This window comes from Candidatus Krumholzibacteriota bacterium, from assembly GCA_034520215.1.
Lineage (GTDB): Bacteria > Krumholzibacteriota > Krumholzibacteriia > Krumholzibacteriales > WJIX01 > JAGHBT01.
Window position 1 is genome coordinate 673,203 of the sequence record JAXHNR010000001.1, and the last position, 22,507, is coordinate 695,709.

Annotated in this window: 21 protein-coding genes, 4 tRNA genes and 1 other RNA gene; all 26 read left to right on the forward strand. The window is 42.8% G+C overall.

Annotated features, from left to right (window positions below):
- Window positions 1-147 precede the first annotated feature (147 nt).
- The 26 genes from U5O15_02835 to U5O15_02960 all read left to right on the forward strand — a co-directional run bounded on the left by U5O15_02835 (window position 148) and on the right by U5O15_02960 (window position 22,477).
- Complete coding sequence (locus U5O15_02835; GenBank protein ID MDZ7859598.1) at window positions 148-2,109, forward strand: fibronectin type III domain-containing protein; 1,962 nt, start codon at window positions 148-150, stop codon at window positions 2,107-2,109.
- Between the two features lie 137 nt (window positions 2,110-2,246).
- The gene (locus U5O15_02840) at window positions 2,247-2,885 is read left to right on the forward strand and encodes a hypothetical protein (GenBank protein ID MDZ7859599.1); all 639 of its coding nucleotides are present in this window, start codon (window positions 2,247-2,249) and stop codon (window positions 2,883-2,885) included.
- A gap of 254 nt (window positions 2,886-3,139) precedes the next feature.
- Complete coding sequence (locus U5O15_02845) at window positions 3,140-3,862, forward strand: hypothetical protein (protein MDZ7859600.1); 723 nt, start codon at window positions 3,140-3,142, stop codon at window positions 3,860-3,862.
- Window positions 3,862-4,314 carry a nucleoside deaminase gene (locus tag U5O15_02850; GenBank protein MDZ7859601.1) on the forward strand — a complete coding sequence of 151 codons (453 nt, stop codon included), beginning with the start codon at window positions 3,862-3,864 and terminating at the stop codon, window positions 4,312-4,314. The genes U5O15_02845 and U5O15_02850 overlap by 1 nt, the downstream gene beginning before the upstream one ends.
- A gap of 4 nt (window positions 4,315-4,318) precedes the next feature.
- Window positions 4,319-4,408, forward strand: a tRNA-Ser gene (locus tag U5O15_02855).
- Between the two features lie 27 nt (window positions 4,409-4,435).
- Window positions 4,436-4,526, forward strand: a tRNA-Ser gene (locus U5O15_02860).
- 46 nt (window positions 4,527-4,572) lie between these two features.
- Window positions 4,573-4,648: transfer RNA gene (locus U5O15_02865), tRNA-Ala, on the forward strand.
- 12 nt (window positions 4,649-4,660) lie between these two features.
- An RNA gene (ffs, locus tag U5O15_02870) (signal recognition particle sRNA large type) lies at window positions 4,661-4,927 on the forward strand.
- A 35-nt stretch (window positions 4,928-4,962) separates the two neighbouring features.
- Window positions 4,963-6,732, forward strand: coding sequence for a DNA polymerase III subunit gamma/tau (dnaX, locus tag U5O15_02875; GenBank protein ID MDZ7859602.1), 1,770 nt, complete (start codon window positions 4,963-4,965; stop codon window positions 6,730-6,732).
- Window positions 6,729-7,040 carry a YbaB/EbfC family nucleoid-associated protein gene (locus U5O15_02880; GenBank protein MDZ7859603.1) on the forward strand — a complete coding sequence of 104 codons (312 nt, stop codon included), beginning with the start codon at window positions 6,729-6,731 and terminating at the stop codon, window positions 7,038-7,040. Before dnaX ends, U5O15_02880 begins: the two co-directional genes overlap by 4 nt.
- A gap of 92 nt (window positions 7,041-7,132) precedes the next feature.
- Window positions 7,133-7,732 (forward strand): recombination mediator RecR, encoded by a 600-nt coding sequence (gene recR, locus U5O15_02885; GenBank protein MDZ7859604.1) that lies wholly within the window; start codon window positions 7,133-7,135, stop codon window positions 7,730-7,732.
- A gap of 25 nt (window positions 7,733-7,757) precedes the next feature.
- The gene (locus U5O15_02890) at window positions 7,758-8,261 is read left to right on the forward strand and encodes a roadblock/LC7 domain-containing protein (protein MDZ7859605.1); all 504 of its coding nucleotides are present in this window, start codon (window positions 7,758-7,760) and stop codon (window positions 8,259-8,261) included.
- Window positions 8,262-8,270: 9 nt separating this feature from the next.
- Window positions 8,271-8,849 carry a GTPase domain-containing protein gene (locus tag U5O15_02895; GenBank protein ID MDZ7859606.1) on the forward strand — a complete coding sequence of 193 codons (579 nt, stop codon included), beginning with the start codon at window positions 8,271-8,273 and terminating at the stop codon, window positions 8,847-8,849.
- A 569-nt stretch (window positions 8,850-9,418) separates the two neighbouring features.
- Complete coding sequence (locus tag U5O15_02900) at window positions 9,419-9,874, forward strand: phosphatidylglycerophosphatase A (GenBank protein MDZ7859607.1); 456 nt, start codon at window positions 9,419-9,421, stop codon at window positions 9,872-9,874.
- 107 nt (window positions 9,875-9,981) lie between these two features.
- Complete coding sequence (locus U5O15_02905; protein MDZ7859608.1) at window positions 9,982-10,686, forward strand: nicotinamide-nucleotide amidohydrolase family protein; 705 nt, start codon at window positions 9,982-9,984, stop codon at window positions 10,684-10,686.
- 9 nt (window positions 10,687-10,695) lie between these two features.
- Window positions 10,696-11,253 (forward strand): RNA 2',3'-cyclic phosphodiesterase, encoded by a 558-nt coding sequence (gene thpR / locus U5O15_02910; protein ID MDZ7859609.1) that lies wholly within the window; start codon window positions 10,696-10,698, stop codon window positions 11,251-11,253.
- Window positions 11,254-11,372: 119 nt separating this feature from the next.
- Window positions 11,373-12,431 (forward strand): recombinase RecA, encoded by a 1,059-nt coding sequence (gene recA / locus U5O15_02915; protein MDZ7859610.1) that lies wholly within the window; start codon window positions 11,373-11,375, stop codon window positions 12,429-12,431.
- Entirely contained in the window at window positions 12,415-13,068 is a 654-nt protein-coding gene (locus tag U5O15_02920; protein MDZ7859611.1) for a regulatory protein RecX, read from the forward strand. The genes recA and U5O15_02920 overlap by 17 nt, the downstream gene beginning before the upstream one ends.
- 7 nt (window positions 13,069-13,075) lie before the next feature.
- Window positions 13,076-15,748: an alanine--tRNA ligase gene (alaS, locus tag U5O15_02925; GenBank protein ID MDZ7859612.1), complete on the forward strand. Its 2,673-nt coding sequence runs from the start codon at window positions 13,076-13,078 to the stop codon at window positions 15,746-15,748.
- 15 nt (window positions 15,749-15,763) lie between these two features.
- Window positions 15,764-17,239, forward strand: coding sequence for an SLBB domain-containing protein (locus U5O15_02930; GenBank protein ID MDZ7859613.1), 1,476 nt, complete (start codon window positions 15,764-15,766; stop codon window positions 17,237-17,239).
- A gap of 11 nt (window positions 17,240-17,250) precedes the next feature.
- Window positions 17,251-17,847 (forward strand): SIS domain-containing protein, encoded by a 597-nt coding sequence (locus tag U5O15_02935; protein MDZ7859614.1) that lies wholly within the window; start codon window positions 17,251-17,253, stop codon window positions 17,845-17,847.
- A gap of 230 nt (window positions 17,848-18,077) precedes the next feature.
- On the forward strand, window positions 18,078-20,099 hold the full coding sequence (locus U5O15_02940; protein MDZ7859615.1) for a FlgD immunoglobulin-like domain containing protein: 2,022 nt from the start codon (window positions 18,078-18,080) through the stop codon (window positions 20,097-20,099).
- Between the two features lie 163 nt (window positions 20,100-20,262).
- A complete protein-coding gene (locus U5O15_02945; protein ID MDZ7859616.1) occupies window positions 20,263-21,153 on the forward strand; it encodes a decaprenyl-phosphate phosphoribosyltransferase in 891 nt (296 codons plus the stop codon).
- Between the two features lie 18 nt (window positions 21,154-21,171).
- A complete protein-coding gene (ispE, locus tag U5O15_02950) occupies window positions 21,172-22,098 on the forward strand; it encodes a 4-(cytidine 5'-diphospho)-2-C-methyl-D-erythritol kinase (GenBank protein MDZ7859617.1) in 927 nt (308 codons plus the stop codon).
- On the forward strand, window positions 22,080-22,370 hold the full coding sequence (gene spoVG / locus U5O15_02955; GenBank protein MDZ7859618.1) for a septation regulator SpoVG: 291 nt from the start codon (window positions 22,080-22,082) through the stop codon (window positions 22,368-22,370). Before ispE ends, spoVG begins: the two co-directional genes overlap by 19 nt.
- A gap of 36 nt (window positions 22,371-22,406) precedes the next feature.
- Window positions 22,407-22,477: transfer RNA gene (locus U5O15_02960), tRNA-Gln, on the forward strand.
- Window positions 22,478-22,507: the final 30 nt, after the last annotated feature.

Genomic DNA, 22,507 nt, shown 5'->3' on the forward strand with positions numbered 1-22,507 from the left:
TGACCCCGGGCGTAAATGTGTTTAAGAAGACTTATATCGGAGTTGATTGAATAGAGCAAAGTGAGAGTAGTTTGATATAGCTGATCTATAAGTATATACAGATTTAAGAATATTAATTTGCGGTTTAATATTATATGGAGTAAAAATATGTCCGCCAAAGCGGCAAATAACAGGTTTCCTTATACAGAAGTGGCAATAGCGTTCTTTATCACAGCTGTTCTTGTGATGCTTTCCTATAATGTAATGACCAGTCAGAAAAAGATACGGGAAACAAAGTATAAATATATAAACGCCAGGCAGAATGCCCGTGTAAGTCTTGAGTCGCTCGAAGAAGCGCTGCGGCTCGCGGGGATCAATGTAGATGAATTCAATGGTCAGCCTGTTTTCCTGGACGCTGCTCCGTACCAGATAGTATTCAATGCTGATATATCCGGCGGTGTTTTTGGTACATCGGGTATGACTGTTGACCAGCGTGTACCGCTTCACGATGGAACCCCTTATACAGTCGGCTCATTTCCCGGCGAAAATATCGGCTTAATGCGTAATTATAACAATAACGCTGAAACGATAAGATACACTTTGGATAGAAATGATAATGGAAGAGTAGCCATCGAGGATAGATATACTGAAACCGGCAATCCGTACGATTACGCGATTTACAGAGAAGAGAATGGGGAGAGGAAGTTCATTGTAGGATATGGTATTCGAGGGGGAGAGGCATATCCCGACGGGAATCTTCCCCAACCGCTCTTTAAATATTACGGTGATTATAATAATAACGGAGCAGTTACACTCTGGGGAGATAGAAACGGTGACGGTATGCTAAATCAAGCAGAGATATCTACCCTCACAGCAGTATCACGAAATATGCTGGATAGAATTAGAGATGTTGAGATTTTTGTTGAAGTTGAATCGAGCGTTATGGAAGCTGGATTCGCGGGCTCTCACAGCATACCCGGTAGTACAAGAAACTACCGTTCATTCGTACTGACGAGTAGAGTGAGACCCGGGAATACGAATGTCGCTAAAGGCGAGCTTCATGCCTGTGGTGATCCTCCGGAAGCTCCCTCGCAACTTACTGCGGAAGATACACCCGGTGACAACGGCAGCAGTATTACCGTTACTTTCAAAGGTTCCATGGATGAACTTGCAGGGGAAGAGGATATTACCCAATATACAGTTTATCGCAAAAGAGAAGGGGCTCGAGGCTGGACCTGTATTGCTTCTGTAGTAACCGGAGGGACCGAAACCTATTCGATAGAAGATAACAAAGAAACTGGAAACAGGGAGCTGGAAACAGGCGTAAATTACTATTACTATGCTACAGCCTGGGACTGCAGACCGCAGGAATCTGATCCCTCAAATACGGCGGGTCCGGTGCAATCGGTTGCCAACGGTCCTTCTCCGCCCTTTATATTACAGGCCTATGACACGCCGTGCGACACGTTAGATGAGATCACTGTTGTATTGAAGCGGTCGAGTGAAGATCTGGCCGAATGCCCAAATGTGTCATTTTACAGGGTCTTCAGAGGGTGTGAAGAGGCCGGGGAAATTCGAAGCAGAGAACTTATAGGTACGATTACAGCGGATGGTTCGGAAACGTATATTCTTACTGATAATTTCAAAGATAATCTAAGCGGTACCGGGCCTGAGGCGCAAGAGAGTTATTACTACACGGCAGAGGCGGTAAGTCTCTCTGATTCAACTCCATCAGTTTTATCAAATGAATTCGGAGGGGTTTATTATACTGCAAGTATATCTTCAGCCCGTCTTACAGATGTAAGAGATTTTTCTGATAACAACGGAAAAGCACTTTCGATAAGCTGGACCGCGTCTCCTTCTGAAAATTGTGCTGACGCTGGGATTAAAGAATACGTATTAAAGAGGAAAGCCGTATTTGAATTGGCCTGGAGCGACGTATATTCCGTGTCAGCTTGCGGGGCACCTTCGTATGACTTTGTTGATACCGGGCTGAGCGCGGGAACTCAATATACGTACTGTGTTTGGACTGTTGGCAGAACAGGCGAAGTTCCTTCTAATAAGAAGGGCGGCATCCCCACGTTAAGCACTGAATTTAAAAGGTCAGAAGAGATAACGGGACATTTTTGATCCGAACAGTAAATATTGTGTATTTAAGGATGACTCTATCATGATAGATAAAGAACTTTTAGCGCTTAGAACTGGATCGGACGATATACCGTCCAGCTTAACAAGCTGCTAAGTAATGGATTAGGAAGAGTAATGTCATGACAAAGAAAAAGGTTGATAAAAGCAGTGAAAAAAAAGTGGTACTGGTAATTGTAACTCTTGTACTTATAGCCTTCGCGGGGATTGTGTTGGGAGTAAATTCAATATCAGTAAGTGAATTACAATCCATTTCAAATGGAAAATTAAATAAACAGGTTCTTTCCCTTGCCGAAGGCGGTGTGAATAAGAGCATTGAATATATTTCGCGGCTGCCGGTTCCCCTTGAAGGAAGGGGCGCTAATAAAGATCAGCCGATTCTTCTCTTTCAGGAAAAAACTCTCTACGATATCGGAACTGTGACGAGCTACCTTGATCCTCTGGATTCAGATAATAAAAGGCCGGCAGGTTTTGCAGTCATTACGGTTAGAGCTATTCTTAACGGCAGCGGTTTTTCTAGAGTGGTGCGAGTAAAAGTCGGGCAGATCAGCTTTAACGGCTATTCTTATTTCTTCGAAAAGGGGGAAAGCATCAGCGGAACTGCCGGGCGGCTTTTCCTGAAGGATAATCTTCCGAGCTCAGTTCTTTCCGGTAATCAGTTCTATAATTCTCAGGCTGAATCTCCCGCGAGGAAGCGGATTGAAAGAGTATCGTGGAGAGAACTCGACCCCTCCACAGATATCACTGTTAATTTCTGGTAGAAGAGGCCCTCGAGTTGCAGGCAGCAGTTTGGAGATAGTCGCGGCATACCGGATTTAAGGAAAGCACTTTCCCCAGCGTAGATTTATAAGAAGTGTAGCTTCAAGAGTATATATCGCCAAGTTATAATTAGGGCGGAATAAGATTTATTATCAGTTTCATTTATATTCCATATTGACATCTAAGTAAAGGACATGTAATTTTTAACAGGGGAAGTGGGGCTACTTGTGTACTGACTTCGATCAAGGAGAAAACCATGAAAAAGATCTTCTTAGTTGTTTTTTTGGTTATAGTTATGTTCTTTTCCGGCTGCGGGTCGAATCATCCTTCCAATATAATTGTTGATCCGGAGTTTAATCCTAACGATGTCAGTAGGATTCTTGTAACTCCTGTGATAAGCCTTATTTCAGACAATGCTGACAGAAATCGTCTGTCTGAACGAATGACTCAGAAGATGCTTTGGAAGAGATTATCCAGAATCTCCGATTATAAATTTTTTTCTCCACAGAGATTCTCCTTTGCTTTAAGGAAGGTAAAGAAACCGGTTCAGTTCGATGAAATTAAAAAGGGGTGGGTCGAAAGTAAAACGATCGACGCTGAACTATTAAAATTGATAAATGATTATGTGGATGCGGACCTCTTTCTTATTCCAGAAGTTTATTTATGGAATAAGGATGAAGCCGATTACAGAGAATCCAGTGCTGCTTCTTTAACCGAGGTTGGGGTGAGTATATATTTAGTTAATCCGGATTCCGGAAAGATTCTCTGGGAGGCCACTGATCAGAACTTTATGGAAGCTATGAGAACTGAGGGAGAGAGGGTGATGGTGAGAGGTAAGGGGGGATTTGACAGGCGTATAAAGGGTATAAGTCCTACGGGCAGTAATGTGTACGAGGCTCCGCCATTTGAGGATGTATTGGTCAAAGTACTTGGAGCACTTATTGAAGTTTTTCCCTCCCGTTCCATAGTTGGTAAATAATGGATGAAAAATGGATGGCCGAGGCCCTTGTCGAGGCTGAAAAGGCTTTGAACTACGGTGAAGTTCCCATTGGAGCCGTTATTGTAAAAGAAGCTGGAATTATAGGGCGCGGGCATAATGAGATAGAGAAAAGGGGAGTAGCTACCGCTCACGCGGAAATGCTGGCGATTCAACGGGCAGCCTCTGAGATAGGCGATTGGCGTCTTGTCGGATGCACGTTATATGTAACTCTCGAGCCCTGCCGCATGTGTTTTGGCGCTCTCTGCCTTTCGAGAGTAACCAGGGTGGTTTACGGAGCAAAACAATCTGCCGGTGTTCCCTGCGGGTCGATGGATGATTTCTTTCATTCTGATTCCTATGATTATAAAATGGAGGTAACCGGCGGAGTAGAAGAGGAAAAAAGCCTCTTGCTTTTGAGGAAGTTTTTTAGCAATCTCAGAAGAGAGGATTAGAGACGGAGAGATGCGAGAGCTGGCTGAATCGGCGCGATTGGAAATCGCGTGAGGGTATTTCCCTCCGAGGGTTCGAATCCCTCTCTCTCCGCCAGAATGGAACCTCTGAAATTTATATAGTGGAGAGATGCCAGAGCTGGTTTAATGGGGCGGTTTCGAAAACCGTTGAGCAGTTTGCTGCTCCGGGGGTTCGAATCCCTCTCTCTCCGCCAGAAAAATAAATGGTTTCTCTGGATTGGGAGCATGTTTGATATAAATGGGGATGTAGCTCAGCTGGGAGAGCACCTCGTTCGCAACGAGGGGGTCGGCGGTTCGAATCCGCTCATCTCCACCAAAAATTTTAAGGCCGCGCTAGATGGGGAGGTAGCGGTGCCCTGAACCCGCAATCCGCTAAAGCGGGATTGAATTCCCGATTGAGGGAATTCTGTTTTTGTGTGATCGACAGTGGGAAGTGATGTTGATAATCAGGACCCGCGCAACGGGAACCTGTAAACCCCGTCAGGACCGGAAGGTAGCAGCGGTAAGCAGTTATTCTTGTGTGATGCGGTGATTCCTGATTGGAGTTAACCCCACTGGTGGAGCACGGGAGCAGTTCACGAGATCGGGTGCGCGGTCTAACGGAATTAACAGTAAGGCTGCGGGAGTGATATGTCTTATGTAGTTTTAGCTAGAAAATGGCGTCCACAGACCTTTTCCGAAATAGTCGGACAGAACCATGTTTCTCAGACGCTCAAGAAGGCAGTTGAGAAAAACAGGCTTGCTCACGCGTATCTCTTCTCGGGACCGAGGGGCTGCGGTAAAACAACGACAGCAAGAATCCTGGCTAAGATAATTAATTGTGAAAAGCCGGAAGGCGGAGAACCATGTAATAAATGTAATTCCTGTAGAGAAGTATCCGCAGGTTCTCATCTTGATGTAATTGAAATAGACGGCGCTTCCAACCGCGGAATAGATGAAATAAGAGATCTAAGAGAAAAAATTGGTTACGCGTCAACCAGCGGAAATTCAAAAATATACATAATTGACGAAGTACACATGTTGACTCAGCAGGCATTCAACGCCCTTCTGAAAACTCTTGAAGAGCCGCCGTCCCATGTCTATTTAATACTAGCTACAACAGAACCGCATAAGGTTCCAGCGACAATTCGTTCGAGGTGCCAGAGATTTAATTTTAAGCGAATGGAATTTTCCGAACTTTCTCAGCAGCTTGTTAGAATATGCGAAAATGAAAAACTCAAATATGATAAAGAAGCACTTCAATTGATTTCAAGAAGGGCCGATGGCAGTATGCGCGACGCGGAGAGCCTGCTTGATCAATGTGTTTCGGCGGTTGATGAAAAGATCGACATTAAGCTTGTGCGTCAGATCCTGGGACTGGTCGACTCCAGGATTATTATAGAACTTCTTAAAGCGATAAGTCGTCATAATAAGAAGGGTTCTCTAGAAATAGTCGACAGAGCTGTCTCTTCAGGATTTGATCTTGAGGAGTTCTTTCTGGCATATTTAGAGGGTATTCGAAATATGCTGGTTATCAACATTGGAGAAGATAAATCAATTGAATGGCTTGATCTTACAGAATCTGAATTTGAGGAGATCAAGGAAATAGCAGGTCAATTCAATGCTGAAGACCTGCTTTTAATATTCAGAATGGCCGTTTCATCTTTCAGGGAGTTTAGAGGAGCCGGTCAACCTCGATACCATCTTGAGGCGGTTGTCGCGGAAGCCGCCGGATGGGAATCCGCCGTTGAAATATCGGAATTGATAAGTAAGATTGAATCCGGAGGCAATATCGGAGGAGCGAATTTAAATAGACGGGAAAAGAGCTTAGAAGAAGTTAACGGGGGAAAGAAGAGGTCTAAAAAAAAAGTATCCGGCAAGAGGAGTTTGAAAGAAGAAAATTTAAGTAAAGGCAATGAAGACATGGAAGTTTCTCAGGAAGAAACTCTGAGCAGCTTCAGGGAAAGAGAAAATGTTGAGGCGGGAAAAGCCCTTGCGATTCTCGGCGGAAGTGATAAGTGGGAAATATTTCTATCCCAGATCAGAGAATCAAAATTAACCCTTGGAATATGGCTCATGTCGGCTGTAGTAATAGAAGTAAAAAATGGTAATATTATTCTTGGGTTTGACGCGAATAACCGTTTTGCTAGAGAAATGGTCAGTGAATCTAAGAACAGGCGGTATATTGAAAATCACTTGGAAAAGTTCTTTGGCAGAAAATTGACTATTGAAGTCATAGAAATTGTCCGTGAAAAAGAAAAAAAGAAAAAAATCGGGAAAAAAAAGTTATCCGCTAAAAAGAGACAGGATCCAAATATCGATAAACTTGTCGAGAGCGAACCTATGGTAAAAAGGTTGATAGAGGAATTTGATGGAGAAGTTTATGGAGAAAATAATAAGAACGGGAGGACTGAAAGATGAAAGATATGGGTAAATTTTTGAAGCAGGCTCAGCAGGTTCAACAGAAAATTGCCGGAATTCAAGAAGAGTTATCGAATGAAGTCGTAGAGGCTACTGCCGGCGGCGGTATGGTTAAAGTTGCTATGAGCGGCAGTAACGAAGTATTATCGATCACTATAGACCCGGAAGTTGTTGATCCTGAAGATATCGAAATGCTTGAAGAGCTTATTGTAGCCGCGGTAAACGAAGCGCGTAATGAAGTTGAAGATATGATAAAGCAGAGAATGGGATCTATTACAGGCGGAATTTCAATTCCGGGTCTGTTTTAGTTACTCGCCGATATTTATAAGGTAAAAAAATATATTCTTTTTAATTATTCTGGTTTTAAGGCAAGCTTTTTGCATAAACATTGGAGAGAGTAATGAGTTATGAACTTCAGATTCTCAGGGCGTTGATTGACCATTTTAAGAAAATGCCCGGGATCGGAGAAAAAACAGCTCGAAGACTTGCTTTTTCGATATTGTATATGGGCACTGAGGAGGTCAAAAATTTTGCCAAAGTATTACTGCGTGCCAAAGAAAAAGTTAGATTCTGCAAAATCTGCGGAAACCTTGCAGAAAGCGAAACCTGCCAGATCTGCGAAGACTCCTCAAGAGATGGGAGTATCGTTTGCGTCGTTGAACGGCCGGCCGACCTTTACGTTCTTGAGAAAACGGGTCGGTTCAGGGGTCGCTACCATGTTCTGCATGGAGTCCTTTCTCCACTGGATGGAGTAGGACCTGAAGACCTTAATCTGAATGGATTAAAGAAGAGGGTTGAAAGAGAAGGGATCAAAGAGTTGATTATTGCGACCAATCCAAGTGTAGAGGGTGACACAACTGCTTTGTATATAAATGAATTGTTGAAAGACTGTAATGTTAAAATTACAAGACCAGCCAGAGGAATCCCCCTTGGTAGCACACTCGAGTTCATTGACGGCAGTACACTTTCAAAGGCTATTGAATCAAGAGAGCCGATTTAAATGCTGGTCGGGGAGTAACGGATAAATGGTAAAAGCTAACTGGAAAGTGTTTGAGAAGGATTATTGGGCCATAAATACGATACTTGAGGAGCTCCTGGATAATTCAAATTCAAAAAGTATTTTACTCCTTGATAAAACCGGACAGCTGATATCCAGCGTTGGTCAAAAACCGCAGTTTGATCTTTATACTTTTGCCTCTCTTTGCGCGGCTGATTTTGAGGCAAACGCTCAGCTGGCAAAACTTGTCGGAGAAGATGATTTTTCGACTTTATACCATCAGGGAAGCAATGAAAGCATGTATCTTTCAAGAGTTGAGAAGGATATTATTCTGGTTATTCTTTTTAACAAGAAAACAACCCTCGGACTTGTGAGATTGAGATCAAGGAAAGCTTTAGAAGGATTGGGGGTTGTGATTAAAAGACTTTATGACAAACTTGAATATGAGAATGAGGAGTATTCAGAGTCGGATTTCGATGAAGAATTCACAGCCGAAGCCGAATTTGAAATAGACAGCTTGTTTTCTGATTAGGGGGCGCTATTGTCGCTTATTAATTATTCATCTAGAGAAATAAACGTCAAAATAGTCTATTACGGTCCCGGCCTATGCGGTAAAACGACCAATATTCAATATATATACAACAAGGTTACTCCAGAGACAAAAGGAAAATTGATTACACTCGCTACTGAAATGGACCGTACTCTCTTCTTCGATTTTCTGCCTTTAGAGCTGGGGAAGGTCAAGGGGTTTAAGACAAGATTTCATCTTTACACAGTTCCCGGACAGGTTTATTATGACGCGAGCCGCAAGTTGATATTAAGAGGTGTCGACGGAATAGTTTTTGTGGCTGATTCACAATCTATGCGCTATGACGCGAATATAGAGAGTCTTTATAATTTACATGAAAATCTAGCTGAATATAATATGAAACTTGAAGATATTCCATTCACAATACAGTACAATAAAAGAGATTTGCCTGATACGATTAGTGTTGATGATCTGCAGCAGGAATTGAACCCGCGTGATTATCCATCCTATGAAGCCGTGGCGATAGAGGGTATGGGTGTCTTTAATACTCTAAAATCGGTCGCGAAATCGGTGCTGGGAAATCTCTCATAAAAATAGAGCCAATAGAGAAACTCTCTCTTAATTAAGTTCCCCAAAAACCCCGATACTTTTAAGATGCCTGAGAAAAGAATAAATTATTAAATGGCCCTTTCTCTCGACTGTGATCTCCAGGACAGTAACTGCTCTGACCATAATCAGAACCGGGCCGAACAATTCCCCGGCATTAAGTTGATACCTACCAATAAGTGGAGTTTCCCCAATTTTTATAACCTATAAGGTAGTCGATGATTTGTAACAGTATGCGGCTGATTGATATTTTCAAAATCGTGGTCGATTTCCCCGGCGAGGTAATCGCAACTCCCACCTCGGGCTCGCTCTTTCTGCCCCTTCGGGTCAGAAATCCTTGCCCGCTCGCCCTCCGGAGGGTTTTGAAAATATCAATCAGCCGCACTCATCAGCAATGAAAGCCCTATTCCACTTACCAATCCTGATAACTGATTGTATCTCGCAATGTTATTATAATACTTGCCGAATTTTCAGAGGGAACTCCAATCTACCAATAATGCTTGACCAATTTGAATTGTAAGAGTATTCTCCTATCCTTAAGAGGAGAAGATGCCGTGAAAAAACAGATTATTACATTCTTCGGGTCATTCTTTTATACTGGATTTTTTCCTGTTGCTCCGGCTACTTTTGCTACTTTTATATGGGCGGTGTGCTATCTCTTTATTCCTCCCTTAGGGTGGGCGGTTCATTTAATCGCTCTTCTTGTGATGTTGCCGGTATCGATATATATATCGGATGTTATGGAAGATTATTTCGGACATGACGCTCCCGTGATCGTAATTGATGAATTTGTCGGTTTGCAGGTTACTTTTTTTGCCGTTACGGCATCACCCCTTACAGTTCTAACTGGTTTTCTGCTGTTCAGGGTTTTTGATATAGCAAAACCTTTTCCGATAAGCAGGTCTCAGAAAATCAAAGGGGGTTACGGTGTTGTCGTGGATGATGTTATTGCCGGGTTATATGCCTATATAATTCTGAATATTCTAATTAAATATACTGACTTACTTTGATGTGCTGCCTTAACTGAAATTCATATAGTTTGTTTTTGTAACTGAAGAATTTTTCTGTTTTAAGGGAGGATTCAATAAATCAGCCAAGAATTATAAGTCTAGCCGCTGTGAGTAAAAGCTTTGCTGTAGAAAAATTAACCGGAATTTTCGGCGGCAGCGTAACTGAGAAGGTTAAGATAAAGGGGAGTTATCCCGCTTTAGATCTTCTGTTTTCCCAAAGCGACTACTCAGCCGGAGATATTGATATAATACGCGAAGCATTCGGAAGTTATTGTTATTCACGATGCGGAGACAGTCTTGAGAAAGTTGTGGCTGATCTTCTTCGCAGAAAGAAGGCGACTCTTTCTGTGGCAGAATCTATTACAGGCGGGCTGATTGCTTCAACCATTGTAACGGTTCCAGGTGCAAGTGAATTTTTCGTTGAAGGTTTTATTACTTACAGTAACAAAGCGAAAACGGACAGGCTTGGCGTGGATCCTCAGATTATAAAGAGTTATGGCGCGGTAAGTCCGGAGGTTTGCGTTCTGATGGTTCGCGGGGCGGCTTCGAAAGCCGGAGTTGACTACGCTCTGTCTACAACGGGAATTGCCGGGCCGGGCGGAGGCACGCCGGGAAAGGATGCGGGGTTGTGCTATATAGGGCTTCATTCGCCCGAGGGGAATAGTTATAACAAATATCAATTCAGTGGAAGCAGAGATGAAGTCAGAAGAAAAGCTGTTATCTTTGCTCTGGATTTGTTAAGACTTAAACTTGAAGGTTACAACAAGAGATTGGCTTCATTTATGAAAACCCTGCCCGGCCGGCAGATATAAGGAGTTATAATGAGGCTGTTTTTCGGAGTAAATATTATACCGCGGCTCACTGAACTTGTATGGAGAAGTATAGAGCAGTCACCGGTTCTGGATTCTCCCTGGCGCTGGATACCGCGGAGCAACTACCATATAACCCTTAAGTTTCTCGGTGAAACCGATGATAAGATTCTGTCTGATTTAAAAGAAGCCTCAGAGCGCGCGGTATCTGAAATTGATTCCCCCTTTAGAATAAGGTTTGATGATTTTGGCGCTTTCCCTTCTCTTTCCAGGCCCAGAGTTGTTTTCTATTCAGTACGAGAAGGAAAAGACAGACTCTCTATTTTAGCACAGGTTCTGAACAGGGAAATGGCAAATTTCGGCTTTAAAGCCGAGAGGCGTAGGTACCACGCTCATCTCACTCTCGCCAGGGTAAAGAAGAAGCTGAAGCCCGAGTTAATAGAAAAGCTGAAAAATATCCCACCCCTTCCTGAAGAAGCTAATCAGATGGTTGATTCTGTTGTTTTATTCAGGAGTCATCTGAGCCGCTCTGGAGCTTTATACGAGAAGGTGTGCGATTTTACTCTTTAAAATTCCTGATTATCATTGAATAAATTGTCTTTAAATGGTATAAAAATTTGTATCGGCTTTGCACTTGAAGCTGGCTAAATTGGTTTCTTTTGAAAAGATGAAGAAGTGGGAGGGTGAAGATGGCAAAATCAAATAATAAAGATAAGAAAAAAGGGAAGGAAAAGGCAATAGGACTTGCCGTTAATCAGATTGAGAAGCAATTCGGGCAGGGATCTATTATGCTGCTTGGTTCCGATAAGAGTGTTGTAGAGGTAAATAGTATTTCCACGGGAAGCCTGGCTCTGGATATAGCTCTGGGGGTGGGGGGCGTTCCGCGCGGCAGGATAATAGAGATATATGGGCCGGAGGGGTCCGGGAAAACAACCCTCGCGAGTTCGATTGTCGCTAACGCCCAGAGCAAGGGTGGTGTGGCGGCCTATATTGACGCTGAACACGCGCTTGACATAAATTTCACAAGAAAGATCGGTGTCGATGTAGATGAGCTCCTTGTATCACAGCCGGATACAGGGGAAGAGGCTCTCGAAATCGCCGAGGTTCTCATACGGAGCGCCGCGCTGGACGTAGTAGTTATCGATTCTGTCGCGGCTCTTGTTCCCTCCGCCGAAATAGAGGGGCAGATGGGGGATTCTCATGTTGGGCTGCAGGCGCGTTTGATGTCCCAAGCTCTCAGGAAAATCGCCGGAGCTGTGTCAAAATCGAAAACATGTGTTATATTCACGAATCAAATAAGAATGAAAATTGGTGTTATGTTCGGTAATCCGGAAACAACAAGCGGTGGTAACGCGCTCAAGTTTTACAGCACTGTTCGTATGGATATCCGGCGTATAGGAAAGATAAAAGACAGAGATGTTATAATCGGAAACAACACAAGAGTAAAAGTTGTAAAGAATAAGGTTGCTCCCCCCTTCCGGCAGGCTGAGTTTGAAATTCTCTTCAGCCAGGGGATAAGCAAGGAAAGCGATTTGATAGAACTTGGCGTTGAATCTGATATTGTAACCAAGATGGGAAGCTGGTATTCTTACGGTGATACCAGACTGGGTCAGGGGAAAGAAAACGCCAGAGTTTTCCTTATAGATAATCCCGATATTAGCAATGAGATAGAAGAGAAGATACGTGTTCATTATGGTCTCGAAGTGTCTCCTGAAGGGTTAAAATCGGAAAATGAAACCGGCAAGTGATGATCAAAAGGTAGTAAATATATCACGTAAAGCCGGCGGATTAAGGATAATCGAAATTTCTTCCGGCAAGAGATTTCTGGCAGTAAAAAATAATAAGACGGAGCATCTCATGACAACGGGGTTGGTATTGGGGGAGAAGGAGATTGATCTGCTGGAAGGAGAATTTGCCGAAGAGGCTGCTATGCGCCTCGCCAAGAATCTTCTTGCCAGGCGTGAGAGGACCAAATGGGAAATTCGTGATTCTCTTGTAAGGGAGGGTATAAATAAAGAGCAAATAGTTGATCGCACAATCGAGAAATTAAAAGAGCATGGTTATCTCGATGACCGAAGGTTCACGTCCAATTTTATCAGCTACAGGATGAAGCGCCGGCCTTCCGGCCCTCACTTTCTAAAACGAAAATTACTTGCGGTGGGTGTTGATTCTCGTATTATTGAAGATGAAATAGATCTTTTCTTTAAAGGCAGGGAAGAGATGGACGTTGCGGTAGATCTTGTTCTCGGAAGGTTCTCGGCTGAAATAGAAAGAGGTAAGCTGGTCAGGAGAGTGAACTCTTTTCTAAGACGCCGGGGTTTCACAAGTGAAGTAATTAATACTATTTGTTCCAGGTTAGCGAGAAGAGAAATGTTGACTGGTTGAGGTGGATATGAAGAGAAAATCGGCTCATGAGATCAGACGGACATATATCGATTTTTTTGTGAATAAAAATCATACCGAAGTTCCGAGTGCTTCTCTGGCTCCCAAAAATGACCCAACTCTTCTTTTTACTTCCGCAGGCATGGTTCAATTCAAGGATAAGTATATTGATACTGATGGATTGGAATACAAGAGAGCGGTAAGTGTTCAGAAATGCTTAAGAGCGGGCGACCTTGAAAACGTCGGGAAAACGCTTAGACATCATACATTCTTCGAGATGCTTGGAAACTTCAGTTTTGGTGATTATTTCAAACGTGATGCTATTCTCTGGGCCTGGGAGTTTGTGGTCGAAGTTCTGCAGCTTCCGGCTGATAGAATTTATATCAGTATTTTTAATGATGATGAAGATGCTTTCAATATGTGGAATAAAGAGGTTGGCATTTCTGATGACAGGATATTCAGATTGGGAAAAGAGGACAATTTTTGGGGGCCTGTCGGCGAAACGGGGATTTGCGGTCCATGTTCGGAACTTTATTATGACAGCGGCGAGAAAAATGGCTGCGGCAGAGAAGATTGTGCTCCGGGATGTGATTGCGACAGGTATATTGAATTCTGGAATCTGGTCTTCCCGCAGTACTGGCTTGAAAAATCGGGGGAGTATAAGCTGCTCGAAAAACCAGGCATTGATACGGGGTTGGGGCTTGAAAGGATGGCGACAATTCTGCAGGGTGTTGAGGATAATTTTCATACTGATCTTTTCAAACCAATAGTTGAAAGAATTATTAGTATTCTACCCTCTAACGCGCTGGGCGGCAGAGAGGATAGAATGTATGTAAATATGATAGCGGATCATGTGAGGGCTCTCACTTTCGCGCTCGCGGAAGGAATCTATCCCTCAAATGAAGGGCGGGGATATTTAATCAGACGCGTATTAAGAAAAGCCCTTACCCGAATGTATATGTTCGGTATTGAGAAACCATGTCTCTACAAGATTGTCGATCCTGTTGTTGAAATAATGAAAGAGGATTACCCCGAACTTGACAGCAGGTATTCAGAAGTCAAAAAAGTGCTCCGTTCAGGGGAGGAATCTTTCTTCAGAACGCTTATTTCGGGAAGGGAGAGGTTTTTATCCATTATTGAAGAGGTTAAGGACAAGGGAGGAAAATACTTAGATGGAGACGATGTGTTTCTTCTTTACGACACTCATGGTTTTCCTCTTGAATTAATGAAACCTCTTGCCGGTGAAGCAGGCGTTGAGATTGATGAAGAGGGGTTTAATAAAGAGATGGAGAGACAGAAAATGAAAGCGCGGGAAGGTAGTTCTTTCAGTGCCGCACCCGATGAGAAGATTCATATGGAAGAAGTCACAAACGGTAAAAGCTCGGCGTTTACCGGCTACGAAAGCTTGTCTGAACGCGCTGTTCTCAGGAAATTCGGGGAAGTTCCTAAAGAAGCCGTAGAAAATATTGCCTGGAGTAGTAAGGAGGGGACCGCGTATGAGCTCATCTTCGATAAAACGCCGTTCTACGCGATTTCTGGAGGTCAGGTCTCAGATAGGGGTTGGATAAGTTTTGATGATACTAAGTTTGAAGTAAAAAATGTTTTCTACAGGAACAACGAAATTGTTCATCTTGTAGAATCTTCTCGGAAGTCGGGGGGAATCGACATAGCCGGTTTATCTAAGAATGCGGCTCTCCTGGAAGTTGATAGAGAACTCAGGACCGCTACAGAAGCAAATCACACATCCACTCATCTTCTTCACGCTGCTCTGAAAGAGGTGTTAGGGGAACATATAGCACAAGCTGGTTCTTTTGTTTCCGAGGACAGGCTCCGCTTCGATTTTAATCATTTTGAGGCGATATCCCCGGAACAGAAAGAACGGATTGAATTTAGAATTAATGCCTGGATAAGAGAATCTATTGATGTAAAAACAGAGATTATGAGTTACAAGAAGGCGGTAAAGAATGGCGCAACGGCTTTATTTGATGAGAAATACGGCAATAAAGTACGTGTAGTAAAGATTAAAGGAGTTTCAGCTGAATTATGCGGAGGAACTCATGCCGATTCCACTGGAAACATTGGTCTTTTTCTTATTGTTAATCAGAGCAGTATAGCAGCTGGAGTAAGGCGTATAGAAGCGGTTACAGGTAGCGCGGCCCTTGAGTACGTAAGAGGTTATATTTCTGATGTCGAAGAAACCGCCGTGTTGCTTAAAACACCCAGGGACGAAATCGCGCAAAAAATCAGATTCCTTATCGATGAGAACGATAAATTGAAAAGGAGAATCAAGGAACTTCAGCGGGGGGATATCAACAATAGAATAAATCAAATTATAGAAAGCTCAGAAAAGATAGATAATGTGATTTTAGCCACCGGCAGAATAGACGTTGACGAAATGGCGGCTTTAAGAGCTCAAGCGGATCTATTCAGAAAAAGTGTGGGGAGCGGTATTGCCGTTTTGTCGATGTCCCCCGGCGAAAAACTTCATTTCATAGTGGTTGTAACTGATGATCTTGTTGAAAGGGGAGTTGGGGCAAATATTATTGTGGACAGGTTGAAAGATATATCAGGCGGTGGTGGTGGTGGAAGGAAACACCTCGCGCAGCTTGGTACGAAAAAAATAGGAAAAGAAAAAGATGTCTTTAAAGCTCTGGCTCCGATAGCACGGGATATTCTGTCATGAGTAAGAAGGGAAATCATGAATAGGATACAGGTTAAATTTTCTTTTTTTCTTATTATCGCTCTATCCCTGTTTATTCTTTGCCCTGTTTACGCTCAGATCGATACCGGCAATTATGACTATAACAGGGATAAGAATGTAAAGAGTTTTTTGACCAGGGACAGGAGAGCAAAGGATAATACGGGATTTCTTGCTGAATTGCCTAAGTTAAGCAGGCCAGTTGACCCCGACACGTATATTCTCGGTCCGTACGACAGGTTGTTGATTAGTATAACGGGAACCGAGACAAGGTCTTTTGATATTATGGTCCTTCCGGAAGGCAATGTGTATCTCCCAGGCATTGGTTCTGTCCGCGCGGATGGTATTTCTCTTTCTGAATTTCACACCAGAGTCCTGGCAAAAGCCCTGGAGGTTTTCCATGATATTGAACTTCATTCCTTACTTCTTTCACCCAGGATATTCAAGGTCTTTGTTTCGGGTGAAGTGAACAATCCGGGTATGGTAGAGGTTAGCGCCGTTGAATGTGTATCGGAAGCGGTAAAGAAGGCCGGCGACATAAATACCCATGGATCGAGCCGGCGAGTTGTGCTGCATAGAAATGGAGAAGTTACAGAAGTAGACCTTTTGAAAATATTGACAGGTGGTAATTTTGGAAATAATTTATTTCTTTCAAATGGAGATGCTATATATGTACCGCCGGCTGAAAGACATGTTACCGTCCACGGATGCATAAAGAAAGGCGGTACATACGAAATATTACCAGGCGAGTCGATAAAGGATCTTATCCAGCTCGCGGGTGGAATGAGCGGCGAGGCTGTGAGGGATTCAATCCTGCTGAGCCGTGTGGTTGCTGGAGATACTGTTTCTACTTCGAGTGTTGCCAGAGATGATTTTGATAAGAAATTAAAGGATCTTGATATAATAAATATTCTCGACAGGTTCAGTACCGCCGACAGAGTGTTTGTTTTCGGCGCCGTGGAGAAAACGGGACGTTTCTACATCACTGAAGGGGAAAAATTATCGAGTCTTCTCGCGAGAGTAGGTAGTTTCAATAACAGCGCGGATCTTAGAGCTTCCTCGATAGAGAGGAAGAGCAAGGAGCACATGAAGGTAGATTTAACTAAATATATGTCACAGGACATTGAAACCGATATAAGACTCAAGGATGGTGATAAGCTTTTCGTCCCTTCAGTTAACACAATAATAGCTGTCGGCGGTGAAGTTCAGGCTCCCGGCAGTTTCGAATATCAGGGTGATCTGACAGTAGCGCATTATGTTGGCCTGGCGGGCGGGCCGACCGAGAACGGCAGTATGAGCAGGATTGAAATTTATTCCACTGACGGGTCAGTAAGAGAATCCAGCAAAGACACGAGGCCCAACCGCGGGGATGTAATAATAGTCAAGAAATCAAAGAAACGTCTGATAGGGGAATTTGTCAATGGTGTAATAAGACTGGGAACTGTGGTTATTTCAGTCATCGTCCTTACAAGGTAGGATGGATCATAATGCGGGATAGATTTATCGAGCAAGTGAAATCGGAGATAGATCAACTCTATCAGATACTGCGGGTTTTTCCTGAAGGTCAGATTGCTGTAATTGTGAAAATGGCAGAAATTATGGCATCCGCGATTATTAAGGGTGGTGTTATTTTTACTTGCGGGAATGGAGGAAGCGCTGCTGACGCTCAGCATATTGCCGGTGAACTGGTAGGCAGATTTCGCCGTAAGAAATTAAAGGGTTACAAAGCTGCAGCTCTTACGACTAACAGCTCTATTGTTACAGCTCTTGCCAACGACTACTCCTATGATGAAATATTTTCCAAACAGATCGAAAGCAGGGGGTGTAAAGGTGATATACTGCTTTCTCTATCAACGAGCGGCAACTCAGCCAATACCGTTAAAGCGGCTATAGAAGCTGATAGTTTAGGTATGAATTCATTTGCTTTTGTGGGGAGGGAAAAGGGGCGGCTTGGTGAAGTTTGTCATTATTTTCTTTCCGTTCCTCATGATGACTTCGCGAGAATTCAGGAAGTACATATGTTAATGGGTCATATTCTGTGCGGTCTTGTTGAAGATATGGTCGTTTCTGAGAGCGGGGCGTAAATCTTGTAACATCTTTCTATAAAAATTTTATGTTGATTGAATAAACGGCGGAATTTAAGTATATCCTATTATTATTGTTGTCTATATGAACTTATCTTCTGCCGCTGCCGCAATAATTTAGCTTGATTTTTTGATATTCTTGAGTATATATAAGATGAGGTATTGAGTAGTATATATAGTCTTTTTTTGATCGACCATTGAGCACAAGACCTGATTTTTAAGGAGGAAACATGACTAAGTATTTAACTTATATAACGGCGATTATATTGTTTTTGTCTGTTGCTGTTTCAGTATCTTCCGCGGAGACTGCACAAAAGGTATATTCCGAGGATTTTACCTCCGGAGAATACTGTGACATCGAAAATACGACGGCCTCCTGGGATTCTCTGCGCGGTGAGATCAAACTGCCCCTTTACGAAATTAGCCTGATTGGGGGATATAGCACTTTCGATGCTTCATGGGGAATCGAGATAGAAGGTGACAGTGCTTATGTAGCTGATGGATTCGGCGGCGTCTTGCTTTATAATATAAGTGACCCGACAGATCTCGTATATGAAGGATACTATGAAACAGAAGGTGAAGTACACGGAGTGGATGTCGGGGAAGATCGCATATATGTAGCTGCGGGGGAGAAGGGATGGGACATCATAAACAAAAAATTTATATTTGCCTCTCCTTATTCAGGCGATAAACCTGAAAGGAATATACAGGACAGCTCGTCAATTCCTCAAGCAAGCGCGTTTGATTTCATTAATCCCGAGAGACATATTCTTAGTTCCGCAGGTCTTCAAAGTTTTGCTTTTGATATACAAAAGGCCAGGGATTCGCTTATTGTGGTAGCATCCTGGGATTCAGTAAAAGTCATAAAGTTCAAAAGCATTGTTGATAGAAATCTTCCCAACCTCATTGATGGAAAAGATACGCCGGGGGGCGCAATCGATTTTGATGTTGTTGGAAACAGGATTTTTGTTTCAAACCACACGAGCGGTCTTGAGATAATAGATTTTGATAACTGTATTGATGTTGTTGGCAGCTGTGAAATTCCCGGATATTCATATGGTTTTGATATAGAGGGAAATTATCTATATATGGCTAACGATGAAGCCGGCATGAGGGTTATAGATATAAGTAACGAAAAATCTCCCCATATCGTTGCTACATTTGATACTCCCGGGTATGCTGTTAACGTTGATGTTTCGGGAAATTATGCCTACGTTTCAGATTGGGAAGAGGGTGTTTTGGTAGTGGATATCAGTGATCCCACTATACCTGTTCTTGCAGGATCTTCTCCTTGCGAAACTGAGCTTGAGGGAGCTCTTAATTGGCCGTGGGATGTAAAAATCACTGGGAATTACGCCCTGGCCGCGAATCACGCGGGCGGGATTAAGGTTCTTCAGATAACGCCTGATTATACCATGGATTTCTATCATACTCAGTCCCTTGCTGTAAACGCCGCGGAAGAGGCTGTCTCAAGTGTTAAAATTAATACAGTTCAGGAAGGTTCTGTAACTTGGGAGATCAGCGCTGACGGCGGTGATAACTGGCAGGACATTAACCCGGATGACCAATGGCATAATCTCGTTTATCCCGGCAATCAATTGATATGGCGTTCCACTCATTCTTATCCGGGGGGCATGACGAAATCACCTTGCTCATTTCTTAATATTGAATGGGACAATCAGGTCCCGGCACTTCTGGCCAATTCCCCGGAAGTTTCATTAAAAGGATCTGCTATTGAGGTCGAGTGGTCTGTTTCCAGAATCAGCGATGAAATAAAGTTTATAGTATACCGTGGGCTTTATCCGGATGGCAATTTTGAGAAAATTTCTGTTGTTGACGCGGAAGATCGCCTGAAATATAAATTTATCGATGACCGGTGCGAAGATGGTGAAACTTATCATTATTCAGTATACGCGCGGGAAAATAGTAAAGAGATATTCCTATTTGATACAAAGCCCATTACCATTCCTCCGGCCGTTTTATCACTTCATCAGAACAGGCCAAATCCGTTTAATCCTCTAACGACTATTGGATATAACCTCGCAGTGAAAAGCCGCGTTGTGCTTGATATTTATGATGTTTCGGGGCGTTTAATTAAACGGCTGGTTGATGAAGTTAAGGACAGGGGACCTCACGAGGTTATATGGAATGGAAAGGATTCCAAAGGTCATACATTTGGATCCGGGGTGTATTTCTATACATTGAAAGCTGAAAATGGTAAAAAGACCAGGAAAATGGTTCTTTTGAAATAGCAGAAGTATCTTTCGGGAAGAACATCTTATAAGTTTGGTCTTTTTGTCGGATGGATTCAAACCTTTACAACTAAATATTCAATGAATCTTCGAATAAGCGGATAGAAAATATTATAGCTTTGCGATCATGGAGTTATCTTAAGGGGGAAGGTTTTTATTATTAATGAGAAACGTAATTAATATAACAAGGAGTATGCGTCCGAAACAATGGACTAAAAACCTGGTCCTGTTCGCGGGTGTGGTTTTCGCGAAGGAGTTTTTGAACCCGTCTTTACTTCTTAGAAGTATCCTGGGATTTATCGTATTCTGCGTACTTTCGGGGATGATATATATCATTAATGATATATTCGACCGCAGGAAAGACAAAAAACACCCGGCAAAAAGAAACAGGCCAATTGCATCAGGTTCTCTTTCTGTAGTTCACGCGGTAATAATCTCGGTGACGGGAATAGTTGTTTTTACTGTCTTTGCAGTCTTCTTGGGTATGCAGTTTTTCGGATTTGCTTTAGCTTTTATTATAATAAATTTATTATATTCTCTGTTTTTAAGGGATATAGTGATAATTGATGTTCTAAGTATATCTTTCAGTTTTCTCGCAAGAGCGGGAGCCGGTGTTGCTGTACTCTTTCCCGTTCTTCCATCTATTCAGTTTTCTCCCTGGCTCTGGATGTGTACCTTGTTTCTTTCCTTATTTCTTGCTGTTTGTAAAAGGCGCAACGAATATATTGTTCTCGACAACGCCGCGGAACACAGAGGGTCGTTATCGTTCTACTCCGCTCACTTACTTGATCAGCTTGTAGGATTAACAGCTACAGCGACTTTGCTCTCTTATTCAATATATACTGTATGGCCGGGTACTGTGTCTAAATTTGGCACAAATAATCTTGTTTTTACAATACCGTTTGTGATTTTTGGTATTATGAGATATCTCTATCTTGTTTACAACCGCATGAGGGGCGATGATCCATCCGCTGTACTCCTTACTGAGAAGCAGTTGATGATCGATGTTTTTCTGTGGTTTGCTGTTACTGTTATTATAATTTATTTCAGCTAAATATGTTGAGGAGAGCATTTGAGCAGGACCGGTTTTTCTGTTGTTAGATGCGCTGCCAAAATAAATCTTTATCTTGGAGTAGTTGGAAAACGTTCTGACGGCTATCATGACATAGAGACCGTTTTTCAACCCGTATCACTCTTTGATGAAATAACTTTTGAGAGAGCAGATGAAGGTATTGAGCTTTACGGGAGCGATAATAATATTAGCTGGGATAGAACAAATCTCTGTTACAGGGCGGCGGAGGAACTCTTTGGGCATGTTGGTTTAACGCCGGGAGTTCGAATTAATGTAATAAAGAATATTCCTGTTGGGGCTGGGCTCGGAGGGGGAAGCAGTGATGCGGGTGCTGTGATCAGGGGGCTTAATGAGTACTTTGATTTTGGTCTTAGCAGCAAAGAGCTCATGGAAATCGCTTTAAAAATAGGAAGTGATGTTCCATTTTTTGTTTTCGGCCGTCCAGCTGTAGGAAGGGGGAGAGGGGAGCTTCTTGAAGGTATAGACGGTCTCGAGGAATGCTTCATTCTTCTTGTTCTGACTGGAATAAGAATTTCCACAAAGAAAGCTTTTAAAAATATTAGTTTATTGTTGACAAGGTCTGACAGTAGATATAGACTGAACCGACTGCTTAATGGATTAGATGAATTTCCGGAATCGGAAATCGTTACCCATAACAGTTTTGAAGTACAGACGGAGGAAAAATATCCGGATATCGGGAAGGTTCTGGCTATATTGAAGGAGCGGGAAGGTTGTGTTTTTTCTTCTCTGAGTGGCAGTGGGTCAGTGTGCTTCGCTGTTTTTAACGATAGAACAAACGCGGAAAGAACATTGAATTATTTGTCCGGCAAGGGGTTTATGGGTTCAATTGTAGAGCCCTTAAAGAAAACTGTTTATTTAGAAGGAAATGGTAAGCTCAAGGGGGGCAAATGGAAATCACCGAAATAAGAATTTCATTGCATGAGGATAATAAATTAAAGGCCTTTGCCAGTATCACGTTTGATGATTGCTTCGTCGTTCGCGGCCTTAAGCTTATCGAGGGGTCAAAGGGAGTATTTGTCGCAATGCCAAGTCGTAAGCGCCCTGATGGAAGTTATCAGGATGTAGCTCATCCTATTAACAGCGAGACGAGAAACTGGATGGAAAAAGTAATAATTGAAGCCTACCAGAAAGAAATTAAGAACATTGAATCCGAGGCCGAAAAAGAGCTCTTAGAGTAGAATTGACACGGAAGGGTTAACGGTCGATGTATAAGGTGGGGCGTCGTCAAGTGGCAAGACACGGGATTTTGGGTCCCGCATCGGAGGTTCGAATCCTCCCGCCCCAGATAAAATAGGTAATGGTGACCTTTGCGGTC

Bases quoted from the DNA above. Each gene is read 5' to 3' on its own strand.
- U5O15_02840 (MDZ7859599.1), top strand. From the start codon at position 2,247: ATGACAAAGAAAAAGGTTGATAAAAGCAGTGAAAAAAAAGTGGTACTG.
- spoVG (MDZ7859618.1), top strand. From the start codon at position 22,080: ATGGAAATCACCGAAATAAGAATTTCATTGCATGAGGATAATAAATTA.
- U5O15_02930 (MDZ7859613.1), top strand. From the start codon at position 15,764: ATGAATAGGATACAGGTTAAATTTTCTTTTTTTCTTATTATCGCTCTA.
- U5O15_02880 (MDZ7859603.1), top strand. From the start codon at position 6,729: ATGAAAGATATGGGTAAATTTTTGAAGCAGGCTCAGCAGGTTCAACAG.
- thpR (MDZ7859609.1), top strand. From the start codon at position 10,696: ATGAGGCTGTTTTTCGGAGTAAATATTATACCGCGGCTCACTGAACTT.
- U5O15_02835 (MDZ7859598.1), top strand. From the start codon at position 148: ATGTCCGCCAAAGCGGCAAATAACAGGTTTCCTTATACAGAAGTGGCA.
- U5O15_02850 (MDZ7859601.1), top strand. From the start codon at position 3,862: ATGGATGAAAAATGGATGGCCGAGGCCCTTGTCGAGGCTGAAAAGGCT.
- alaS (MDZ7859612.1), top strand. From the start codon at position 13,076: ATGAAGAGAAAATCGGCTCATGAGATCAGACGGACATATATCGATTTT.
- U5O15_02940 (MDZ7859615.1), top strand. From the start codon at position 18,078: ATGACTAAGTATTTAACTTATATAACGGCGATTATATTGTTTTTGTCT.
- U5O15_02920 (MDZ7859611.1), top strand. From the start codon at position 12,415: ATGAAACCGGCAAGTGATGATCAAAAGGTAGTAAATATATCACGTAAA.
- U5O15_02845 (MDZ7859600.1), top strand. From the start codon at position 3,140: ATGAAAAAGATCTTCTTAGTTGTTTTTTTGGTTATAGTTATGTTCTTT.
- U5O15_02890 (MDZ7859605.1), top strand. From the start codon at position 7,758: ATGGTAAAAGCTAACTGGAAAGTGTTTGAGAAGGATTATTGGGCCATA.
- U5O15_02945 (MDZ7859616.1), top strand. From the start codon at position 20,263: ATGAGAAACGTAATTAATATAACAAGGAGTATGCGTCCGAAACAATGG.
- recA (MDZ7859610.1), top strand. From the start codon at position 11,373: ATGGCAAAATCAAATAATAAAGATAAGAAAAAAGGGAAGGAAAAGGCA.
- U5O15_02935 (MDZ7859614.1), top strand. From the start codon at position 17,251: ATGCGGGATAGATTTATCGAGCAAGTGAAATCGGAGATAGATCAACTC.
- dnaX (MDZ7859602.1), top strand. From the start codon at position 4,963: ATGTCTTATGTAGTTTTAGCTAGAAAATGGCGTCCACAGACCTTTTCC.
- recR (MDZ7859604.1), top strand. From the start codon at position 7,133: ATGAGTTATGAACTTCAGATTCTCAGGGCGTTGATTGACCATTTTAAG.